Below are 19651 nucleotides of genomic sequence, written 5' to 3'. Positions count from 1 at the left end.
AATTAGGAATTATTTGCACATAGTAAAGCTGTAATGCCGTAGGATGACAGTTAATCCGGAAAAAATAAATTTTAATCCCACCAGAGGTACAGTGTCTTTGTGTCTTTCAGCTCCTGGACCAGGTCTTCCACATTTCCAACACCTTCTTCTGCTATATCCGGACAAAAAGCATGTATTTCCCTGGCAAAAGTATCGAGTTCCGCAGGGGGAATATGCGCTATCCTGGCTTCGAACCAGTCGCTACCTGCTCCCAATATTTCCAGGGAGTATCGTTTATGCCAATCATGCAATCTGATCAGTAAACTGTCATTGGAGATGTCGTAACTGGGGGCAGCAGTGCCTTTTAGTTTAATAATATCAAACTGATCGTTGGATTTGATCATGGCATATTGGTCAGGAAGATTTCCGTAATTTTCTACAGATTTAAATAGGAAATAACCTGCAGACCTGAGTTTTTTGCGGATCTGCTCATATTTCCCCGGTTTGGGGTTATATTCAAACTCTATCCCTGCATCTTCTCCAAGGATATGTAACGGAGCTGCAGTGAGTGCCCGGATAGCTGATATAGCGCTCCGGTCAAAATGCAGGGAATCTGCCAGAACACGATCCTGCTCACTGATGGGGGCATCGTTCCCGAAGTAGGTGCAGGAAAAGAGGAGGGTGACCGCCGCAAAGGATAGAAGAACTTTGCTCATAGGTATTATTATATAGTTCTCAATGTACAAAAATGAGTAAAACCGGACAACCTTGTATCAAAATCGGACATTAATTGGTTTTAAAGTGAATGATAATCAATGTGTTAAATTCGGCATTGACTTGGTAGGTCTACTCAAAATTATCTCATGATCAGCAATTATCTGCTCGTCGCCATCCGGAATCTGCGCCGGCACCGCTTTTTTTCTATCCTGAATATTGCAGGGCTGACTATTGGTTTGACCTGCAGCATGCTGATCTTTCTTTGGGTAGAAAATGAAAGGAGCTATGATACTACGCATTCCGGCAATATTTATAGAATTACCTCCAGGGTCGCAGGTGTAGATATGGCAGTGATGCCACCACCTGTCGCAGCTCAGCTGCCGGTTTTGTTACCAGCTGTAAAGCGGGCTACCAGTGTACGTACTACGCAGGGGTTATTCCAGGTCAATGATAGAGTTTTTGACGAAAGGCAGGTGTGCTATGCAGACAGCAACTTCCTGCGGTTATTCAATTTTCCGCTGGTAGCAGGGAATCCACAAACAGCCTTGTCAGGAGTAGATGGTATTGTAATGACTGAAACTACTGCCCGCAGGTATTTTGGAACCACTGATGTGATAGGGCGTACGCTTAAAATTAACAGTGACATCATTATACGTACCCTCACTGTAACGGGAGTATTAAAAGATATTACTTCTAATAATCACCTGCAATTCGATATCCTGTTACCCTATGCTTTGTACCAGCAAACAAAGGATTTTCTGAGTGCATGGGATAATTATGATGTATTCACTTATATTCAAACTGATACAAAGAATTTATCGCAGCTTACGACTGAGATTACCAATATTATTCGTTCCAATCAACCCGCCAACTCACCAGTGGTTTCGTTTAGCTTACAGCCACTCACCGCTATTCACCTGCATTCCGGCTTATTGCAGCTGGATGTGGATAACCAGGGGAATATTCAACATGTGCGCATCTTTTTATTGATCGCCATTTTCATCCTGGGCATTGCCTGCATCAATTTTATGAACCTGGCTACTGCTTTATCCAGCCAGCGGGCAAAAGAGGTGGGTATGCGCAAGGCCATCGGCGCATTGAGAGGTCAGTTGTTTATACAGTTTATCGGTGAGTCGGTGATGCTTTCATGTATTTCGTTTGTATTGGCGATTGTGGCCACGAGCCTGCTATTGCCGCTGTTCAATCAATTGTTCGGTACGCACCTGGTATTGGGCAATATTTTAGCTTTTATGGTCATTGCTGTAGGCACAGGTATTTTGGCAGGTAGTTATCCCGCCTTTTTCCTTTCTTCTTTTAAACCTGTGCAGGTACTGAAAGGCCGGATGCCGGCAGGAGGGAAGTCGCTATCTATGCGGAATGGCCTGGTCATCTTTCAGTTTACCGTCTCTACGGTATTGATGGTCAGTACCTTGGTCGTGTACAGGCAATTGCAATACATTCGTAACCGCTCTATTGGTTTTGACAAAGAACACCTGTTGTATGTACAAATGCCGCAAACCGGCGATCTCGCTGATAATACGCAGGCGCTGAAAGGAGCGTTGGATATGCAACCCGGGCTCACTGATTATACTATTACCTCTCAATTGCCTACTTATCTTAGCACTGGCACAGATGAGATCAATTGGCCTGGCAGAGAACCTGGGCTGCAAATCATTGCGCCACATTTCAATGTAGACCCTCATTTTCTGCAAACATTCCGCATGCAATTGAAAGCCGGCCGCTTCTTCCGTGAAGGTGATCAGAAAGTCTTTGTAGTAAACGAAACTGCTTTGAAGATGATGCATATAGCGGCCGAAAAAGCCATCGGTATGCCTTTGACCCTCAATGGAAAAAATGGCGAAATCGTTGGCGTGGTTAAAGATTTTAACTTCAAACCTGTACATAAAGCTATCGAACCCCTGGTGCTGAAACCTAATACTTTTGGCGGGTATCTTGTAATCAGGGTGACGCCTGGCAACCTGTCTCATACCATGGATATGGTGCGGGATATTTTTAATAAAGTATACCCTGACAGTCCATTTACCTACAATTTCATTGACAAAGAACTGGACCGCCTGTACATCTCCGAACAGAGGATGGGAAAGTTATTCAATATTTTCTCCCTGTTTTCAATCCTTATTTCCTGTCTTGGTTTATTTGGTTTGGCAGCCTTTACGGCACAACGCCGCATCAAGGAAATTTCTATCAGAAAAGTATTTGGTGCAAGCGAGGTCAACATCGTGGCTATGCTGTCTAAAGATTTCCTGAAACTGGTAGGTATCGCACTGCTAGTTGGTTTTCCGATTGCTGGCTGGATCATGAGCCATTGGTTGGATAATTTTGTATACAGGACCCGGCTCAACTGGTGGATCTTTGCGATAGCAGGGGCCGCTGCTATCCTAATTGCTTTTATTACAGTTAGTTATCAATCAGTAACTGCTGCCCGCAGCAATCCCAAAGACACGCTCTGAATCGCCATATAATCAATTCCTTTATCTGTATTACCTTGGTTTCAACTGAATGAGAGGTAAAAAATACACTTTAAAAAAAAGTTATTATTAACGACCGTTTAACACCTTCATTTGTTACAACAGTCTACCTTTACATTATTAGGGTTTTCATAGGATAGTAAAACAAGAGCCGGGTAGTCTTATCAGGCTCTTTCTTTTTATATAATACTTTGTATTTTAATATATTCTGCTTTTCCTACTCATATTCTCTTCCCATTTCCACTATAACATTTTTATATTACAATTCGAGTTCTGAACTAATAAAAATTTTCACTTTTCCGGCAAAAAAGAAATTTCATAGTGAAATTTCCCGGGAGTTTTCTACATTTAAAAGCTGTGAAGCAACGACGTTATGAGATAAAATCACGTGCACAAATAACCCGTTTCATGCTGCGGGATGAGAAAAACAACTCAAACCTATCATAAAGAACAAAAAGTATTTGCCAATGAACCGTAAGTTAAGAATGGGAATGATTGGGGGCGGAAAGAATGCCTTCATCGGTGCTATTCATAGAATTGCAGCGAACATGGATGGATTGATTGAACTGAAAGCAGGTGCCTTCAGTTCTGACCCGGAGCTATCCAAAGCCTCCGGCGAAATGTTATTCCTGAACCCTGACAGGACCTACCCTGACTATAAGACGATGCTGGAGGCAGAAGCAAACAAACCGGCAGATGAAAAGCTGGACTTTATTGCCATTGTTACGCCCAATCATGTGCACTTTGAACCAGCCATGCTCGCGCTGGAAAAAGGTTTCCATGTAGCCATCGACAAGCCCATCACATTTACCCTCGAAGAAGCCAAACAACTGAAAGCAAAGGTTGAAGCCACCGGACTCTCCCTGTTACTCACCCACACTTACACTGGTTACCCCATGGTAAAGCAGGCGAAACAAATGGTGAAGAATGGTGCTTTTGGCAAGATCAGAAAGATCTATGTTGAATATCCACAGGGTTGGCTCAGCACGTTCTCTGAAAAAGACAGCAAAGGCGCTGCCTGGCGTACGGACCCCAGCCGCTCTGGTAAAGCAGGTTGCATGGGGGATATTGGTACCCACGCTGCCAATCTGGCTGAATATATCAGCGGACTGAAAATCGACAAACTGTGTGCTGATCTCAACATTGTTGTTCCCGGTCGTGCACTGGATGACGATGGAGGGGTATTGTTGAAATTCGATAATGGTGCATCGGGTGTGCTCATCGCCTCCCAGGTAGCTGCTGGTGAAGAAAATAGTCTTACCATCAGGGTGTATGGTGAAAAAGGCAGCATCGAATGGCACCAGATGGAACCCAATACCCTGATCGTAAAATGGCTGGATAAACCTGCTGAAATTTACCGCGCAGGTAGTAACTATGGTGCTTTGCAAAGCAGTTATGCTATCCACAATACCCGCACTCCCGGCGGACATCCGGAAGGTTACCTGGAAGCTTTTGGCAACCTGTACCGCAACTTCGCCCTCACACTGCAGGCTAAACTGAAGGGTGAAACACCAGCGCCTGAAGCACTCGATTTTCCCAGTGTAGAGGAAGGTGTAAGAGGCATGGCCTTCATTGAGAATGTTGTGAAATCAGGACAGAGCAACGAAAAATGGACAAAATTTGAAATCTGATCTATTATGAAAACTATCAAAGGACCCGGTATATTCCTGGCGCAGTTTCTCGGTGACACTGCTCCTTTCAATTCATTGGAGAGCATCTGTAAATGGGCGGCAGGCTTAGGTTTTAAAGGTGTGCAGATCCCTACTTCAGATCCAAAGATCTTCGATCTGCAAAAGGCTGCTGAAAGCAAAACTTATGCAGATGAAATAAAAGGACTGGTGCAGTCAACCGGTTTGGAGATTACTGAACTCTCCACCCACTTACAGGGACAGCTGGTAGCTGTGCACCCTGCATTCAGCGATCTGTTCGATGCATTTGCACCTGCTGATAAAAGAGGAAAACCTGCTGCACGCACCGAATGGGCGGTTCAGCAATTAAAATATGCTGCTCAGGCAAGTCGTAACCTGGGCCTCAACGCTCATGCTACTTTCAGTGGTGCATTGCTCTGGCATACGGTATACCCATGGCCACAGCGACCTGCAGGCCTGGTAGAAACCGGTTTTAAAGAACTGGCGAACCGCTGGCTGCCGATCCTGAATGAGTTTGAAGAAAATGGTGTAGACCTCTGTTATGAAATTCATCCGGGTGAAGACCTCCATGATGGCGCTACTTACGAGCGCTTCCTGGAAGCGACCGGCAATCATAAACGTGCCTGCCTGTTGTACGATCCAAGCCATTTTGTATTGCAATGCCTGGATTACCTGGAGTATATCGACATCTACCACGAGCGGATCAAAATGTTCCACGTAAAAGATGCGGAGTTCAATCCTACCGGCCGTTCTGGTGTATATGGCGGTTACCAGGGTTGGGTAGATCGCCCGGGCAGATTCCGTTCACTGGGAGATGGGCAGGTAGATTTCAAAGCAGTGTTCAGCAAACTGACACAATATGATTTCTCTGGCTGGGCGGTAATGGAATGGGAGTGCTGCCTGAAGCATCCGGAAGATGGTGCGAGAGAAGGGGCACCGTTCATCAAAGATCACATCATCCGCGTGACAGAAAAGGCGTTCGACGATTTTGCCAGTGCAGGAGCGGACGAAGGCCTGAACAGAAAGGTGCTCGGCCTGGAATAAGGGGCTTTTCATCATAATTATCGTATTTAAAGTATAAGGTTGCTTATATTACACAATCTGTATTTGTCATAATCTGAAATAGGACTTATAAAATGGAATCAAAAATGAGAATGCGTTATCTGGCACCATTCGTATTAAGTGCATTTTTTTTAGCCTCTTGTGGTGGTAGTGATAACAGCAGCGAAAAGAAAGACACATCAACAAGCAGCAGCAGTGAAGCGCCTGTTGATAACTCTATGGTAAACAAAGGTGCGGCAGAAGCTGCAGCTTCGAAGGGCGCAGGTTTGATTGCACAGTCGGACTGCCTGACATGCCATAAAGTAGATACGAAAGTGGTAGGCCCTGCTTACAAGGAAGTAGCTGCAAAGTACGAAGCCACCGATGCTAACATCGACATGCTGGTTGATAAAATCATCTCCGGCGGTAGTGGCCACTGGGGTGAAGTTCCTATGCAGGCACACCCTAATGTATCTAAAGACGACGCCAAAGAAATGGTGAAATACATTCTGGCGTTAAAGTAGTCAAATAACTATCCGTAGCGGATTACGGGTGCAATAAATTTACGGGTCTCAACTATGTCATGCTGTGGGTGAACTGCGGAGCCATTGTATTCCACGTGGATTGATTCGTTCGTAATCCGCTTTGCTAAAATTCCAAAACCCAAACAAATCCATTAATCATATGAAATTGCTCATTCCCGTTTTGGCGCTCAGTCTCTCGTCGGCCACTGTTTTCGCGCAACAACCCAACACTTTAACTGCAAAGGAACAAAAGGACGGCTGGAAATTATTATTCGATGGCAAGACAACTACAGGCTGGCATACCTACCTGCAATCTGCTGCTACTGACAGATGGAAAGTACAGGATGGTGCATTTGTACTTGATACTGCTGTTAAAAAAGGTGGTGGCGACCTCGTTACCAACGACGAATTTGAAAACTACGACTTTACCTACGAATGGAAGATATCTGCAGGTGGTAACAGTGGCCTGATCTTCGGCGTACATGAAGATCCGAAATACGGTGCTACTTACCTGACAGGCCCTGAAATGCAGGTGCTGGACGATGCCCGCCACCCGGATGGTAAATACCCAAAACATAATTCCGGCGATCTGTATGACCTGAAAAAGTCTGCAACGAACGCAGCAAAACCAGTAGGCGAGTGGAACAAAGCGCGCATCCTGAAAAAAGACGGCCATCTCACCTTCTGGCTCAATGGCACCAAAACCATTGAAACCACTATTGGCAGCGACGAATGGAAGGAGCTGCTAGCCAATAGTAAGTTCAAAACCTGGGAAGGTTTTGCCAAATATGCGAAAGGACACATTGCCCTGCAGGATCATGGCAATGTAGTTAGCTACCGCAATATCAAGATCAAAACACTCTGATTAATATGAAAAAACTGTTTGTTGGTATTGTCTGTGCCACCGCACTGCTGATGCTGTATCCTATGACCCGGTTGATGGCTGCGGCGCCTCCCCGCCTGTTGGTTTTTTCCAAAACAATGGGCTTTCGTCACGATTGTATTCCAGTCGCAAAATTGGCTATTATACAACTTGGCAAGGACAATGGATTTGATGTGGACACCACAGAAGACGCCAGTGCATTTGATTACAAAAACCTCAAAAAGTATGCGGCTGTGTTGTTTTTAAATACAACAGGCAACGTTTTAGATGACAAACAACAGGCCGCTATGGAAAAGTATATTCACAAAGGCGGTGGCTTTATGGGCATTCATGCTGCTACTGATACGGAGTATGACTGGCCATGGTACAATAAGCTGGTAGGGGCCTGGTTCACCAGCCATCCGAAACAACAGACAGCTACCCTGCAGGTAGTAGACAGAAATAATGATGCCACCCGCCACCTGGGCGATAAATGGTCCAGATGGGATGAGTGGTACAATTTCAAAGATCTGAACCCCGATGTACATGTGCTCATCAAAATAGATGAGAGCAGCTACGAAGGTGGTAAGAACGGCGATAATCACCCTATGGCATGGTATCATGACTTCGAGGGAGGCAGAGCTTTCTATACAGAGCTGGGGCATACCAAAGAATCGTATAGCGACAAGACGTACATGCGGCATGTGCTGGGTGGACTCAGATATGTGATGGGATTGAAAGCTACGGATGCCGGCAATGCAGGAACCTTTTACTAATCATACAAAAAGCCCCCTGAGAATGGGGGCTTTTTCACGAAAACATCTATCATGCGATTGAGGTATATTATTTACCTGGCTGCGCTTTGCGGAATTATCCTTTCCGGTTGCCAGTCAAAGATCAGACCCGGTAATCCCAGGGTACTGGTATTCTCGAAAACTGCCGGATTCCACCACGCCTCTATTCCTGCCGGTATTGCGGCCATTGAAAAACTAGGAAAAGAAAATGGATTCGATGTAGACACTACTACCAATGCCAATATGTTTGTTGAAGACACCCTGCAGAAATATGCTGCTGTCATCTTCCTGAACACCACCGGCGATGTACTGAACAATTATCAGGAAGCAGATTTTGAAAGATATATTCAATCCGGAGGCGGTTATGTAGGTGTACATGCTGCTACGGATACCGAATATGAATGGGGTTGGTATGGAGGTCTGGCGGGTGCTTACTTTGACAACCATCCTGCTGGTACACACAAAGCGACGCTGATTGTAAAAGATAAGTCCTTTGGCCAGTTGCCCGATAAATGGGAACACGAAGACGAGTGGTACAACTTCAAAAAGATCAGTCCTAATATCAAAGTCATTATGACTGTGGATGAGAAGACGTATGAAGGTGGCAAGAATGGCGACAACCATCCTGTGAGCTGGTACCACGATTATGACGGTGGCCGTGCGTTCTATACAGAACTGGGACATACGGATGCCACTTACAAAGAAGAGAATTTTCTGAAACTGCTGCTGAGCGGTATCAAATATGCTATTGGCAAAAACCAGGTGCTTGATTACAATGCAGCGACTACGCTGAGAGTGCCGGATGAAGACCGTTTCACCAAGAATACGCTGGTATCCGGTGAGTTCTTTGAACCTACCGAAATGACCATTCTGCCTGATCTCAATATCCTCATTGCACAGCGCAGGGGCGAGATTATGTACTTTGATCAGCAGGCCCACAAACTTACGCAGGCTGGCTATTTAAGGGTATATTACAAAGCAGAAGTACCCAATGTGAATGCAGAAGAAGGTGTACTGGGCATTAGTGCAGATCCTGATTTTGCTACTAACCATTATGTATATATTTATTACTCTCCTGTTGATACTTCTGTGAACAGGTTGAGCCGTTTTACATTTGAAAATGGTAAGATCGATTCAGCGTCGGAGAAGATTGTATTGCAGCTGTATTCACAGCGTAATATCTGTTGTCATACAGGGGGCTCTATTGCCTTTGGTGCAGATCATTTACTGTACCTTTCCACAGGTGATAATACTACCCCATTCGATGAACCTGGTCAGCAATATGTATCAAAAGGCTATGGGCCGCTGGACGACCGGCCGGGTCACCTGAATTATGATGGCCGCCGCACATCAGCCAATACCAATGATTTGAGAGGAAAGATCCTGCGTATTAAAATTAACCCGGATGCTACTTATTCCATTCCTGATGGCAACCTCTTTAAGAAGGGAACGCCTAAGACACGTCCGGAAATTTATGCCATGGGTACCCGCAATCCTTATCGTATTTCAGTCGATCGGAAAACGGGGTATGTGTATTGGGGTGAAGTAGGACCTGATGCGAACAACGATGATCCGGAACGCGGGCCAAGGGGATATGATGAAATCAACCAGGCAAAGAAGCCGGGTAACTATGGCTATCCGATGTTTGTGGGTAATAACTATGCTTATCATCGTTATAACTATGAAACGGGGGTAGCTGGAGCTGCATTTGACCCTGCAAAGCCTGTGAATGAATCACGTAACAATACTGGCATCAGGGATTTGCCACCAGCTACGCCGCCGATGATCTGGTACCCATACGATAAGTCTCCTGACTTCCCGTCAGTAGGTAGTGGTGGTCGTAATGCCATGGCAGGACCTGTGTATTACAACGAGTTTTATCCTGCGGAGACACGTTTTCCTGATTACTACAATGGTAAGTTCTTTATTTACGATTGGGTAAGAGGCTGGATCAAAGCGGTGACTTTTGATAAAGATGGTAACCTGTCCAAGACAGAGCCATTTATGTCGCATACCAAATTCAATGCGGTGATCGATATGGAAATGGGACCTGATGGCAGACTGTATGTACTGGAATATGGTAATGGCTGGTTTAGTAAGAACAAGGATGCGGGGCTGGCCAGAATCGACTTCAATGGTGGCAATCGTGCGCCAATAGCGAAGATTCAGGCAAGCAAACTCTCTGGTGGTTTACCATTCAAGGTGAAACTGAGTGCGAAAGGATCTTCAGATCCTGACCATGATCCGCTCACTTACATCTGGTACCTGGGCAATGGTAATAAGAAAGAAACCAAAGAGCCTGAAACAGAGGTGACGTATTCTGTAGCAGGAGAATATGCGGTATCAGTAGAAGTAGTGGATGATAAAGGCACCAGTACCCGCAGTGAAGGCATTGCCCTGTATGCAGGGAATGAAACACCGGAAGTGAAGATTCATATTACCGGTAATCAAACATTCTACTTCCCTGGCAAACAGGTGGCATACGATGTACAGGTGAACGACAAGGAAGATGCTAACAATATAAAACCTGAGAACATGTACATCCATGCAGAATACATGGAGGGCAGTGATCAGGCGGCTATTCCGCAACAGGGGCACCAGGTCATTACGGGTGTGATAGCGGGTAAGAACCTGTTTGAATCAGGTGATTGTAAGACCTGTCATAAGCTGGATGAAAAATCTATTGGTCCTGCCTTTAAGCAGGTGGCGGAGAAATACAAAGATGATCCGAATGCAAAGGATTACCTGGCGGATAAGATCATCAAAGGCGGTGGTGGTGTATGGGGCGAAACAGCGATGTCTGCGCATCCTACACTCACAGCAGTAGAAGCACACCAACTGGCAGACTATGTAATGTCTCAGGGTAGTGATAATAAGGCGCCTGCATCCCTGCCACAGAAAGGCACTGTATCTCCAACGGCGGGTAAGCCGGAGAAGGATAATGGTATCCTGTACCTGGTAGCCAGTTATACCGATCAGGGTGGGCCTAATATTCGTCCGCTAACGGGTACGGCTACTGCAACGCTGAGAAGTCCTAAACTGGCAGCGGCTAATTTTGATGAGTCATTTGGTGTCACTACATTTGAGGCAGATGGTATCAAGTTCCTGATTCCAACTGCCAATAGCTGGGTGAGCTATAATAACCTGGATCTGACTGGCGTGACAGGTGTTGGTATCAGTTATTATTCACAGGAATCTTTGCAGTATGGATATAATGTACAGGTGTTCCTGGATAAGGAGAGCGGTACTAAGTTAGGAGAGGTGGTAATCGGTCCGGGAGCTAAAATAAAAGCACCTAATACGGCGATTATTAATTTTGCACCTGTGGCAGATGGTAAGCAGCATAATCTATATATAAAGATTACAGCGGCCGATGCGGCGGAAAAGACTTCGCTGGGTATTAGCAGGTTTGAATTACAATCAAGATAGTTTTTTACACTTCTACTTTTACAAAAAGGCTTTTGTCAGAAATGACAAAAGCCTTTTGATTTAATTCCTTGCTTTTTTACGTCCGGCATAGATATAATTGATCATCAATACAGCGATGAGGATGAACAGACCAAAGAACTCCCTGGTTTCTTCAATCCATGGTTGTGAGGCTTTCATGGTTTCAGCGATGTTCTCACCATGATGTTTGGTGGCCCAATCCCATACACCGTTCTGATCAAAGAATTTATATACTGCATAACACAGGTATACAAATATACCTGCGAGATAAGCCTTTCTATAAAATTTACCCATGGCTGCCAGGGCACAGCATGTGGCTCCGTACAGGTAGATAGGCATCCAGATGTATGGATCCGGATCGTTGTATTGCAATCCTGCGAAAATGATGAAAAGGACGCACCAGATGATGTTGAATATTTTCATTTCACCAATATATAAAAAAAATATACCTTTGCGCCGAATTCCTTATTTCATCACTTTTAAAAATACAAGGAATTATGCTGAACCGTACCCACATATCACCCATCGATCTTGCCGCTTAGTCCGGCAGGACACCCCATTTCCAATTAATTTTTCCTGATTAAAAATTTAGTTGCGGCATTGTTATGCCCGCACGAAGCATTCTTATGAGCAATTTGAAAGCAAAAGAGCTCAGCAGGATCGGCTATACAGACGATCGTGCCCGGAGCCTTGTAATTAATATATTTTCTAAACACTTTAAGCATCATACAAAAGAAGCTGCGATCACACTGCTGAATGATATTAAAGACAACCCTGCTACTTATCGTAACGATGAAGTACTGGGAAAAATAGCCGCTACCTTTCTGGATGAAGTAGCCATCAAACCTTTCCGGGCGCATACACTCCTGGAAAATGCAGGTGATGTAAAAGTATATGGCGCCAAAGAAATTGAGGCAGGTGCCAAAAGACAAATGGAGACGGCGATGACCCTGCCTGTATCTGTGCAGGGAGCTTTGATGCCGGATGCACATACAGGATACGGTTTGCCTATAGGTGGTGTGCTTGCTACGCACAATGCGGTGATTCCATATGCAGTAGGTGTGGATATCGGGTGCAGGATGGCACTCTCTATCTTAGATACAGGCGAGAGTTTTCTGAAGCGATATTCTTTTCAGTTAAAAACTGCGCTGAAAGAATTCACGCACTTTGGATTGGAGGGCGGATTAGAGATAGAACAGGAACATGCTGTGCTGGATCACCCGACATTTAAAGCAACGGAGTTATTGGGGAAGCTGCAATCAAAAGCGGAAAGGCAGTTAGGCACATCAGGTACCGGGAACCACTTTGTGGAATTTGGCCTGATTACATTGCGTGAAGACAATGCGGCGGGTATTGCGCCAGGTGAGTATCTCGCACTCTTATCCCACTCAGGTAGCAGAGGTGTAGGTGCGGCCATTGCGCAGTATTATACAAAGATTGCGATGGATACCTGCAAGTTGCCCAGGGAAGCACAGCAGCTGGCATGGTTAGACCTTGATACACAGGCAGGGCAGGAGTATTGGATGAGTATGCAACTGGCAGGTGATTATGCCAAAGCATGTCATGAACGAATTCACGCCAACCTGCTGAAAGCAACGGGTTTACAGGCACTGGCCACTATTGAGAACCATCACAATTTTGCCTGGGAAGACACCTTGGCTGATGGTCGCAAAGTGATCATTCACCGCAAAGGAGCGACTCCGGCACATGCTGGTGAGTTAGGCATCATTCCGGGTAGTATGACTACTGCTGCTTACCTGGTAACAGGCAAAGGAGTACCTGCTTCCTTATATTCTGCCTCTCATGGTGCAGGCAGGGCCATGAGCCGTAAGCGCGCAAAAGAAAGCGTTACCATGTCTGCATTGAAGAAGATGCTGGCAGATGCCAATGTTACACTCATAGGCGGTAGCGTAGAAGAAAATCCGCTGGCGTACAAAGACATAGAACGTGTGATAGATGCACAGCAGGAGTTAGTAAACATAGAGGGAAAATTTGTTCCCCGTATTGTAAGAATGTATAAAGAATAAGTAATGGACAAAGCTATTATACAAATAACCGCTGGCAGAGGACCTGCAGAATGTAGCCGGGTGGTGGCCAAAGTAACTGAAAAGTTATTTGTGCAATGCCGCAAAGCAGGAATTGAAATAGCATTGCTGGATAGTACACCCGGTGATCTGAAAGGCACCTTCTTATCCACATTGTTGTCAGTAAGCGGTGATATTGACAACTTAACAAAAGAATGGGCGGGTACGGTACAGTGGATTGCCCGTAGCCCTTATAGAAAGTTTCACAAGCGAAAGAACTGGTTTGTGGGTGTGGCTTTTTTTGACACTGCGAAACAAATGCAGTTCAACATGGCAGATGTTAAAATGGAAACATGCAGAGCATCGGGGCCTGGTGGGCAGCATGTGAATAAAGTAGAAACGGCGGTACGTGGTACGCACATTCCTTCCGGCATACAGGTGCTGGCAATGGATAGCCGTTCTCAATGGGAGAACAAGCAGCTTTGCCTGAAAAGACTGGAAGCAAAAGTGCGGGCATGGCAGGGCGAAAAGCTTATTCAGCAGCAACAGGAGCAATGGCAGGAGCACAATGAACTGGAACGTGGACGTGCGGTGAAAACAATAGAAGAAGCCTTGTAATTCGAGTAATTGTATAAAATACATTTAATAAAAAATGCCCACTAAAAGGTGGGCATTTTTATTTGTGAAAAAATTCTTTGCATAAAACAAATGAATGTGTTAATTTGGTATGCGTAACCAAAGTCTAATATCCACGATTATTATAAACAACGTTATGACATGAGAACAAGCTGTATGTAGTTTGAAAGCCTTTTTACCGTGCCCTCTTGAAATTGTGCTGTAGTAAATACCCAATATAAAATAAACCTTGACCGGAATTGTAACACACCCACACTGCGTTCGCGGGCAGTGCAGGGAGTAGTAGTATTTCAACGACTGGCATTATTGCAAAACCCTCTTTAATTACCCGGATTATGCTGTAACCGGCTGTTATCGCTGCGTCTTTTTCTCAACCAAAAGACACCGATCAGGCCATTCATTCACCTTAAAAAAACAACGTTTCACGTTATGAAGAAACATGTATGCCGCACCATTATATGGTGCTGGGCCTTGTTGCTGCTTGCCGGTAACGTACTTGCCCAAACCCGTATAACTGGTAAAGTTACTGACAAAGCCACCGGTAACCCCTTGCCCGGTGTTACTGTAGCAGTAAAAGGTTCAAACAGAGGTGGTGCCACTGACCCTAATGGACATTACGCATTACAAGCTAAAAAAGGTGATGTCCTCGTCTTCTCTTTTGTCGGCTACACTTCGCAGGAAGTAGCTGTAGGTGATGGACCATCACTCGACGTTATTCTCTCCGAAAAAATCGGTTCTCTCGATGAGGTAGTTGTAACCGGTTATGCCACACAACGTAAAAAAGACCTGACAGGTGCAGTATCTGTTGTAAACGTAGAACAGATTACCCGCCAACCCACTGCACAGGTGAGCAACCAGCTGCAGGGGCAGGTTTCCGGTATCATGGTACTCGGTTCCGGTCAGCCGGGCGAAGAGCCACAGGTACGCATTCGTGGTGTGAATACTTTTGGTAATAACACCCCGCTTTATGTAATTGATGGAGTGCCAACTCAAAATATTGTAGACATCAATCCAAATGATGTGGAATCCATGCAGGTACTGAAAGATGCGGGTTCTGCCTCCATCTATGGTGCCAGGGCGGCAAACGGTGTGATCATCATCACCACTAAAAAAGGAAAACCCGGCCAGGTAAGAGTGACTTACGATGCTTACTATGGTCGCCAGGTACCTAAAGGTGGTAATGTGTGGCACCTGCTCAATTCACAGGAGCAGGCTAACCTGAAATGGATGGCGCTGAAAAATACAGATCCGAATGTTGTGTACAACGATGGTCTGTATGGCTCTGGTGCTACCCCTGTTTTACCTGATTACATCGCTCCCGGTGGTTTGAAAGAAGGTGATCCAGGTACGGATCCTTCTCTTTACTTTGTAGATCCAAATTATAAGAACCCTTCAGACCTGGATAATTTCTACCGCATTACCAAAGCGAACAAGCAAGGTACTGACTGGTTCCATGAAATATTCAAGCCTGCGCCAACTACCAGCCACAACGTATCTGTAAGTGGTTCTACCGATCAGGGTAGTTATTTCCTCTCTTTCTATTATTCCAATCAGCAGGGTACGCTCAAAAATACCTACCTGAAACGTTACTCTATTCGCTCTAATAGTAGCTTCAATATTGGACAGCATGTAAGAATAGGAGAAAACCTGGAATACTCTGTGATCGATAACCCGCAGATCGATGCACTCACTGAAGGTAGCGGTATTGGTATGGCTTTTCGCGAGCAGCCTATCATCCCGGTATACGATATCAAAGGTAACTATGGTGGTTCTTTCAGTACAAACAGTGCACAGCTGGGTAACGCACGTAACCCTGTTGCCATCCAGGATCGCATCCGTAACAACAAAGGGATTGGCAACCGCCTGCTGGGCAACGTATTCCTGGAAGCTGATGTGCTGAAAGTATTCACACTCCGTACTTCGTTCGGTGGTGAGATCTTCTCTGCCAGCACACATAGCTTCACCTACCCGGAGTATGAAAATGCGGAAAATAACAAAACAAATTCTTATACCGAAGGTTCCAGTAATGGGTACAACTGGACCTGGACCAATACCCTGACTTATCATCAGAAGTTTGGCCGGCATAATATCACTGCGCTGATCGGTTCTGAAGCCTATGACAACCATGGCCGTTCACTCACCGGTACTACGCAGAGTTATTTCATCTTCGATCCAAACTTCACCAACCTCTCCACTGGTACAGGTACTGTGACCAATGGCAGTGGTACTTATTCAGATGGTTTGTTCTCGCTGTTCGGTCGGGTGGATTATAGTTACCACGATCGCTATTTGTTAGGTGCAGTGATTCGTCGTGATGGTTCGTCTAAGTTTGGCGACAACTATCGCTATGGTTGGTTCCCTGCTGTGAGTGCTGGTTGGCGTATCTCCCAGGAAAATTTCCTGCGGGATGTTTCCTGGCTCACAGACCTGAAAATCAGGGGTGGTTATGGTATCATGGGTAACCAGCTGAATGTGGAAAGTGCGAATGCCTTTACACAGTATGGTTTGAACAAAGGTTCTTCTTTCTATGATCTCAATGGTACCTCCAATACACTGGTATCAGGTTTTACCAAGACACACATTGGTAACCCGAATGCGAAATGGGAGAGCAACATTAACTCCAATATCGGTATCGATGCGAGTTTCCTGAAGGGTAAACTGGAATTGAGTGTGGATTACTACAGCAAGAAAGTAAAAGACCTGCTGTACAAACCTGAAATTTCTGCTACTGCGGGTCGTACCGATCCTCCTACAGTGAACATTGCACAGATGGAAAACCATGGTATAGACCTGTCACTGACAGCGACTGGTGTGCACCTGACGAAAGACCTCTCCCTGAAAGCGAATGCGACCTTTACTACGTTCAAGAACAAGATCGTAGCTATCTCTTATGATGCGCCTTACTTTGACCAGGAGTCACGTCGTTTTAATGGTAGCTTCATCATTCGCAACGCAGTAGGGCAGCCGGTTTCCAGCTTCTTTGGTTACAAGGTAATTGGTTTCTGGAATGAACAGGACGAGATCACGCAGGCAAACCTGGAAGCGCAGAAAGCAACTGGTAATGCAACGGCAGAATATCAGTCACAGGCAGCCCTGGGTCGTTTCCGTTATGCAGATGTCAATCATGATGGTCATATCACAGAGGCAGACAGAACTTTCCTGGGTAATCCAAATCCGGACTTCAGCTATGGTCTGAACCTGGAACTCGATTATAAAAACTTTGATTTTACCATTTTCCTGTATGGTGTGCAGGGTAATGAGATCTGGAACCAGGTACGGTGGTGGACTGACTTCTACGCCAACTTTGCTGGTGCAAAGAGCAAGACAGCACTGTACGATTCATGGAGACCAGATCATCACAATGCGACAGCGCCTATCCAGGAAAATGGCAACTCTTTCAGTACGAACAACGTACCTAACTCTTACCTGGTTGAAAATGGTTCTTACCTGAGGGCAAAGAACATAGGCCTGGGTTATACCCTTCCTGCTTCCATGTTGAAGAGGGTAGGTATCAACCGCTTTCGCATCTATGTACAGGCAGCGAACCTGTTTACGATTACGAAGTATAAAGGTATAGACCCTGAGATCTCTGGTGGTACAACCAACTTTGGTCTGGATGAAGGTGCTTATCCTAATCAGCGTCAGTACCTGGTAGGTGTAAATGTTGGATTCTGAAACTGTTAAAAATCGCTCACAATGATAAAGTCAAAATATATAATCATAGCGGCAGTAATGTCTACTGCCATACTGGTAGATGCGTGTAGCAAGAGTTTCCTGGAGCGCAGTCCCCAGGGAGCATTGCAGGGTACTGACCTGCAGAACAAAGATGGTATCCAGGCATTGCTCGTAGGGGTATATGCTGCACTGGATGGACAAAACAGTGGTACGACAGCGCTCAATGGAGGTAACCCATGGGAGGCTGCACCGAGTAACTGGATTTATGGTAGTGTAGCTGCCGGTGATGCACACAAAGGTAGTGATGCTACTGACCAGCCGCCTGTAAGCCAGATTGCCACAGGTGTGTTTGACCCAAGTAATGGATTTTTCAACACCAAATGGCAGGTATTGTTCGAAGGGATAGCCAGGGCCAATACATTGTTATCATTACTGCCTGACGCTACAGGTATGACAGATGCAGATAAGGTAGGTGTGAAAGCACAGACCCTGTTCCTGCGCGGTCACTACTACTTTGAGCTGAAGAAGATGTATGACAAAGTGCCCTGGGTAGATGAAACGAACATGGAAGATTACAAACAGCCAAATAATGTGGACATCTGGCCTAAGATCGAAGCAGATTTTCAGTATGCTTATGATAACCTGCCAGAAACACAGAGCAGTGTAGGCCGTGCTAACAAATGGGCGGCGGCCTGCTACCTGGCAAAGACTTATGTATTCGAAGCAAAGTGGCCTGAAGCGAAAGCGCTCTTTGATGTCATCACTGTAAAAGGCCAGACATCCAATGGCCTGCCTTATGGCCTGGTAGATAGATATGAAGATAACTTCGATCCTGTAGCAAAGAATAATAAGGAGTCTGTATTTGCCATTCAGATGACCGCTAATGATGGTACAGGTTCTATAGCCAATGCCAACCAGGGTGAGATGCTGAACTTCCCGTATAACAGTCCGTTTGGTTGCTGTGGATTCTATCAGCCTACACAGGACCTGGTGAATTCTTATCGTACAGATGCGAATGGATTGCCTTACCTGGATGATTATAATGATCATGCGGTGAAGAATGATATGAAGATTTTGTCTACAGAGGCATTCACACCAGATGCGGGTAACCTGGATCCAAGATTGGACTGGACAGTAGGTCGCCGTGGTATACCTTACCTGGATTGGGGTAATCACCCAGGCCGTTCATGGGTACGTGACCAGGATTATGCGGGTCCATATGCACCTAAGAAAAATGTATACTGGCAGTATGACCAGGATAAGTACAAGGATGCAAATTCATGGGCGCCGGGATCTGCCATCAATATTGTGTTGATCCGCTATGCAGATGTACTGTTGCAGGCAGCAGAGGCAGAAGCACAGTTGGGTAACTATACGGCCGCAGAAACTTATGTAAACCAGGTACGTGCAAGAGCTGGTAAACCAGCGACTGCTGTGTATAAATACATAAATGATGCGAGCCCGATGGGTGGATTTTCTTCAACACCTGCTGCTAATTATGTAGTAGCGGCTTATCCTGCAGGCACATTTGCAGCTGGTGGTAAGGACTATTCGCTGAAGGCCATCTACTTTGAACGTAAGCTGGAATTGGCGATGGAAGGGCAGCGGTTTTTCGACTTAGTACGTTGGGGGATTGCTGCTACGGAGCTGACTAAGTTCTTTGCGTATGAGTCAAAGATTACTACTGATATAACAGGTGGTAAGTTTGTAACAGGTAAAAATGAGCATTACCCGATACCTCAGCGTCAGATTGACCTGAGTGTAAAGAATGGTACGAAGACATTGGAGCAAAATCAAGGTTATTAATAATTTTT

At 45.4% G+C, this 19651-nt stretch carries 13 protein-coding genes; 11 read left to right on the top strand and 2 right to left on the bottom strand.

From position 1 onward, the window contains the following. Window positions 1–71: 71 nt before the first annotated feature. The gene (locus tag ABDW16_RS22130; RefSeq protein WP_343672762.1) at window positions 72–695 is read right to left on the bottom strand and encodes a DUF4253 domain-containing protein; all 624 of its coding nucleotides are present in this window, start codon (window positions 693–695) and stop codon (window positions 72–74) included. A 147-nt stretch (window positions 696–842) separates the two neighbouring features. Here ABDW16_RS22130 and ABDW16_RS22125 point away from each other — a divergent pair, with 147 nt between their 5' ends. The 7 genes from ABDW16_RS22125 (at window position 843) to ABDW16_RS22095 (ending at window position 11484) form a co-directional block, all read left to right on the top strand. Next, entirely contained in the window at window positions 843–3167 is a 2325-nt protein-coding gene (locus ABDW16_RS22125; protein WP_343672761.1) for an ABC transporter permease, read from the top strand. 485 nt (window positions 3168–3652) lie between these two features. Beyond that, window positions 3653–4816 carry a Gfo/Idh/MocA family oxidoreductase gene (locus ABDW16_RS22120; protein WP_343672760.1) on the top strand — a complete coding sequence of 388 codons (1164 nt, stop codon included), beginning with the start codon at window positions 3653–3655 and terminating at the stop codon, window positions 4814–4816. A 6-nt stretch (window positions 4817–4822) separates the two neighbouring features. Next, window positions 4823–5878, top strand: a complete 1056-nt coding sequence (locus ABDW16_RS22115) for a sugar phosphate isomerase/epimerase (RefSeq protein WP_343672759.1) — start codon at window positions 4823–4825, stop codon at window positions 5876–5878. A gap of 104 nt (window positions 5879–5982) precedes the next feature. Then, entirely contained in the window at window positions 5983–6399 is a 417-nt protein-coding gene (locus tag ABDW16_RS22110) for a c-type cytochrome (RefSeq protein ID WP_343672757.1), read from the top strand. A gap of 160 nt (window positions 6400–6559) precedes the next feature. Continuing rightward, window positions 6560–7264, top strand: a complete 705-nt coding sequence (locus ABDW16_RS22105) for a DUF1080 domain-containing protein (RefSeq protein ID WP_343672755.1) — start codon at window positions 6560–6562, stop codon at window positions 7262–7264. Window positions 7265–7269: 5 nt separating this feature from the next. Continuing rightward, on the top strand, window positions 7270–8037 hold the full coding sequence (locus tag ABDW16_RS22100; protein WP_343672753.1) for a ThuA domain-containing protein: 768 nt from the start codon (window positions 7270–7272) through the stop codon (window positions 8035–8037). A gap of 51 nt (window positions 8038–8088) precedes the next feature. After that, the gene (locus tag ABDW16_RS22095) at window positions 8089–11484 is read left to right on the top strand and encodes a ThuA domain-containing protein (protein WP_343672752.1); all 3396 of its coding nucleotides are present in this window, start codon (window positions 8089–8091) and stop codon (window positions 11482–11484) included. A gap of 60 nt (window positions 11485–11544) precedes the next feature. On the opposite strand, the gene ABDW16_RS22090 is transcribed toward ABDW16_RS22095, so the two are convergent. Continuing rightward, the gene (locus ABDW16_RS22090) at window positions 11545–11925 is read right to left on the bottom strand and encodes a transmembrane 220 family protein (RefSeq protein WP_343672750.1); all 381 of its coding nucleotides are present in this window, start codon (window positions 11923–11925) and stop codon (window positions 11545–11547) included. Window positions 11926–12128: 203 nt separating this feature from the next. Between ABDW16_RS22090 and ABDW16_RS22085 the strand changes: the two genes are divergently transcribed. From ABDW16_RS22085 to ABDW16_RS22070, 4 genes are all read left to right on the top strand, one after another. Continuing rightward, entirely contained in the window at window positions 12129–13529 is a 1401-nt protein-coding gene (locus ABDW16_RS22085; protein ID WP_343672748.1) for an RtcB family protein, read from the top strand. Between the two features lie 3 nt (window positions 13530–13532). Continuing rightward, window positions 13533–14144, top strand: a complete 612-nt coding sequence (gene prfH, locus ABDW16_RS22080; RefSeq protein WP_343672747.1) for a peptide chain release factor H — start codon at window positions 13533–13535, stop codon at window positions 14142–14144. 447 nt (window positions 14145–14591) lie between these two features. Beyond that, entirely contained in the window at window positions 14592–17837 is a 3246-nt protein-coding gene (locus ABDW16_RS22075; RefSeq protein WP_343672746.1) for a TonB-dependent receptor, read from the top strand. Between the two features lie 21 nt (window positions 17838–17858). Further along, window positions 17859–19643 (top strand): RagB/SusD family nutrient uptake outer membrane protein, encoded by a 1785-nt coding sequence (locus ABDW16_RS22070; protein ID WP_343672745.1) that lies wholly within the window; start codon window positions 17859–17861, stop codon window positions 19641–19643. Window positions 19644–19651: the final 8 nt, after the last annotated feature.

The organism is Chitinophaga sp. (assembly GCF_039596135.1).
GTDB lineage: Bacteria > Bacteroidota > Bacteroidia > Chitinophagales > Chitinophagaceae > Chitinophaga.
This window is presented reverse-complemented; position numbering and strand designations above follow the sequence as displayed.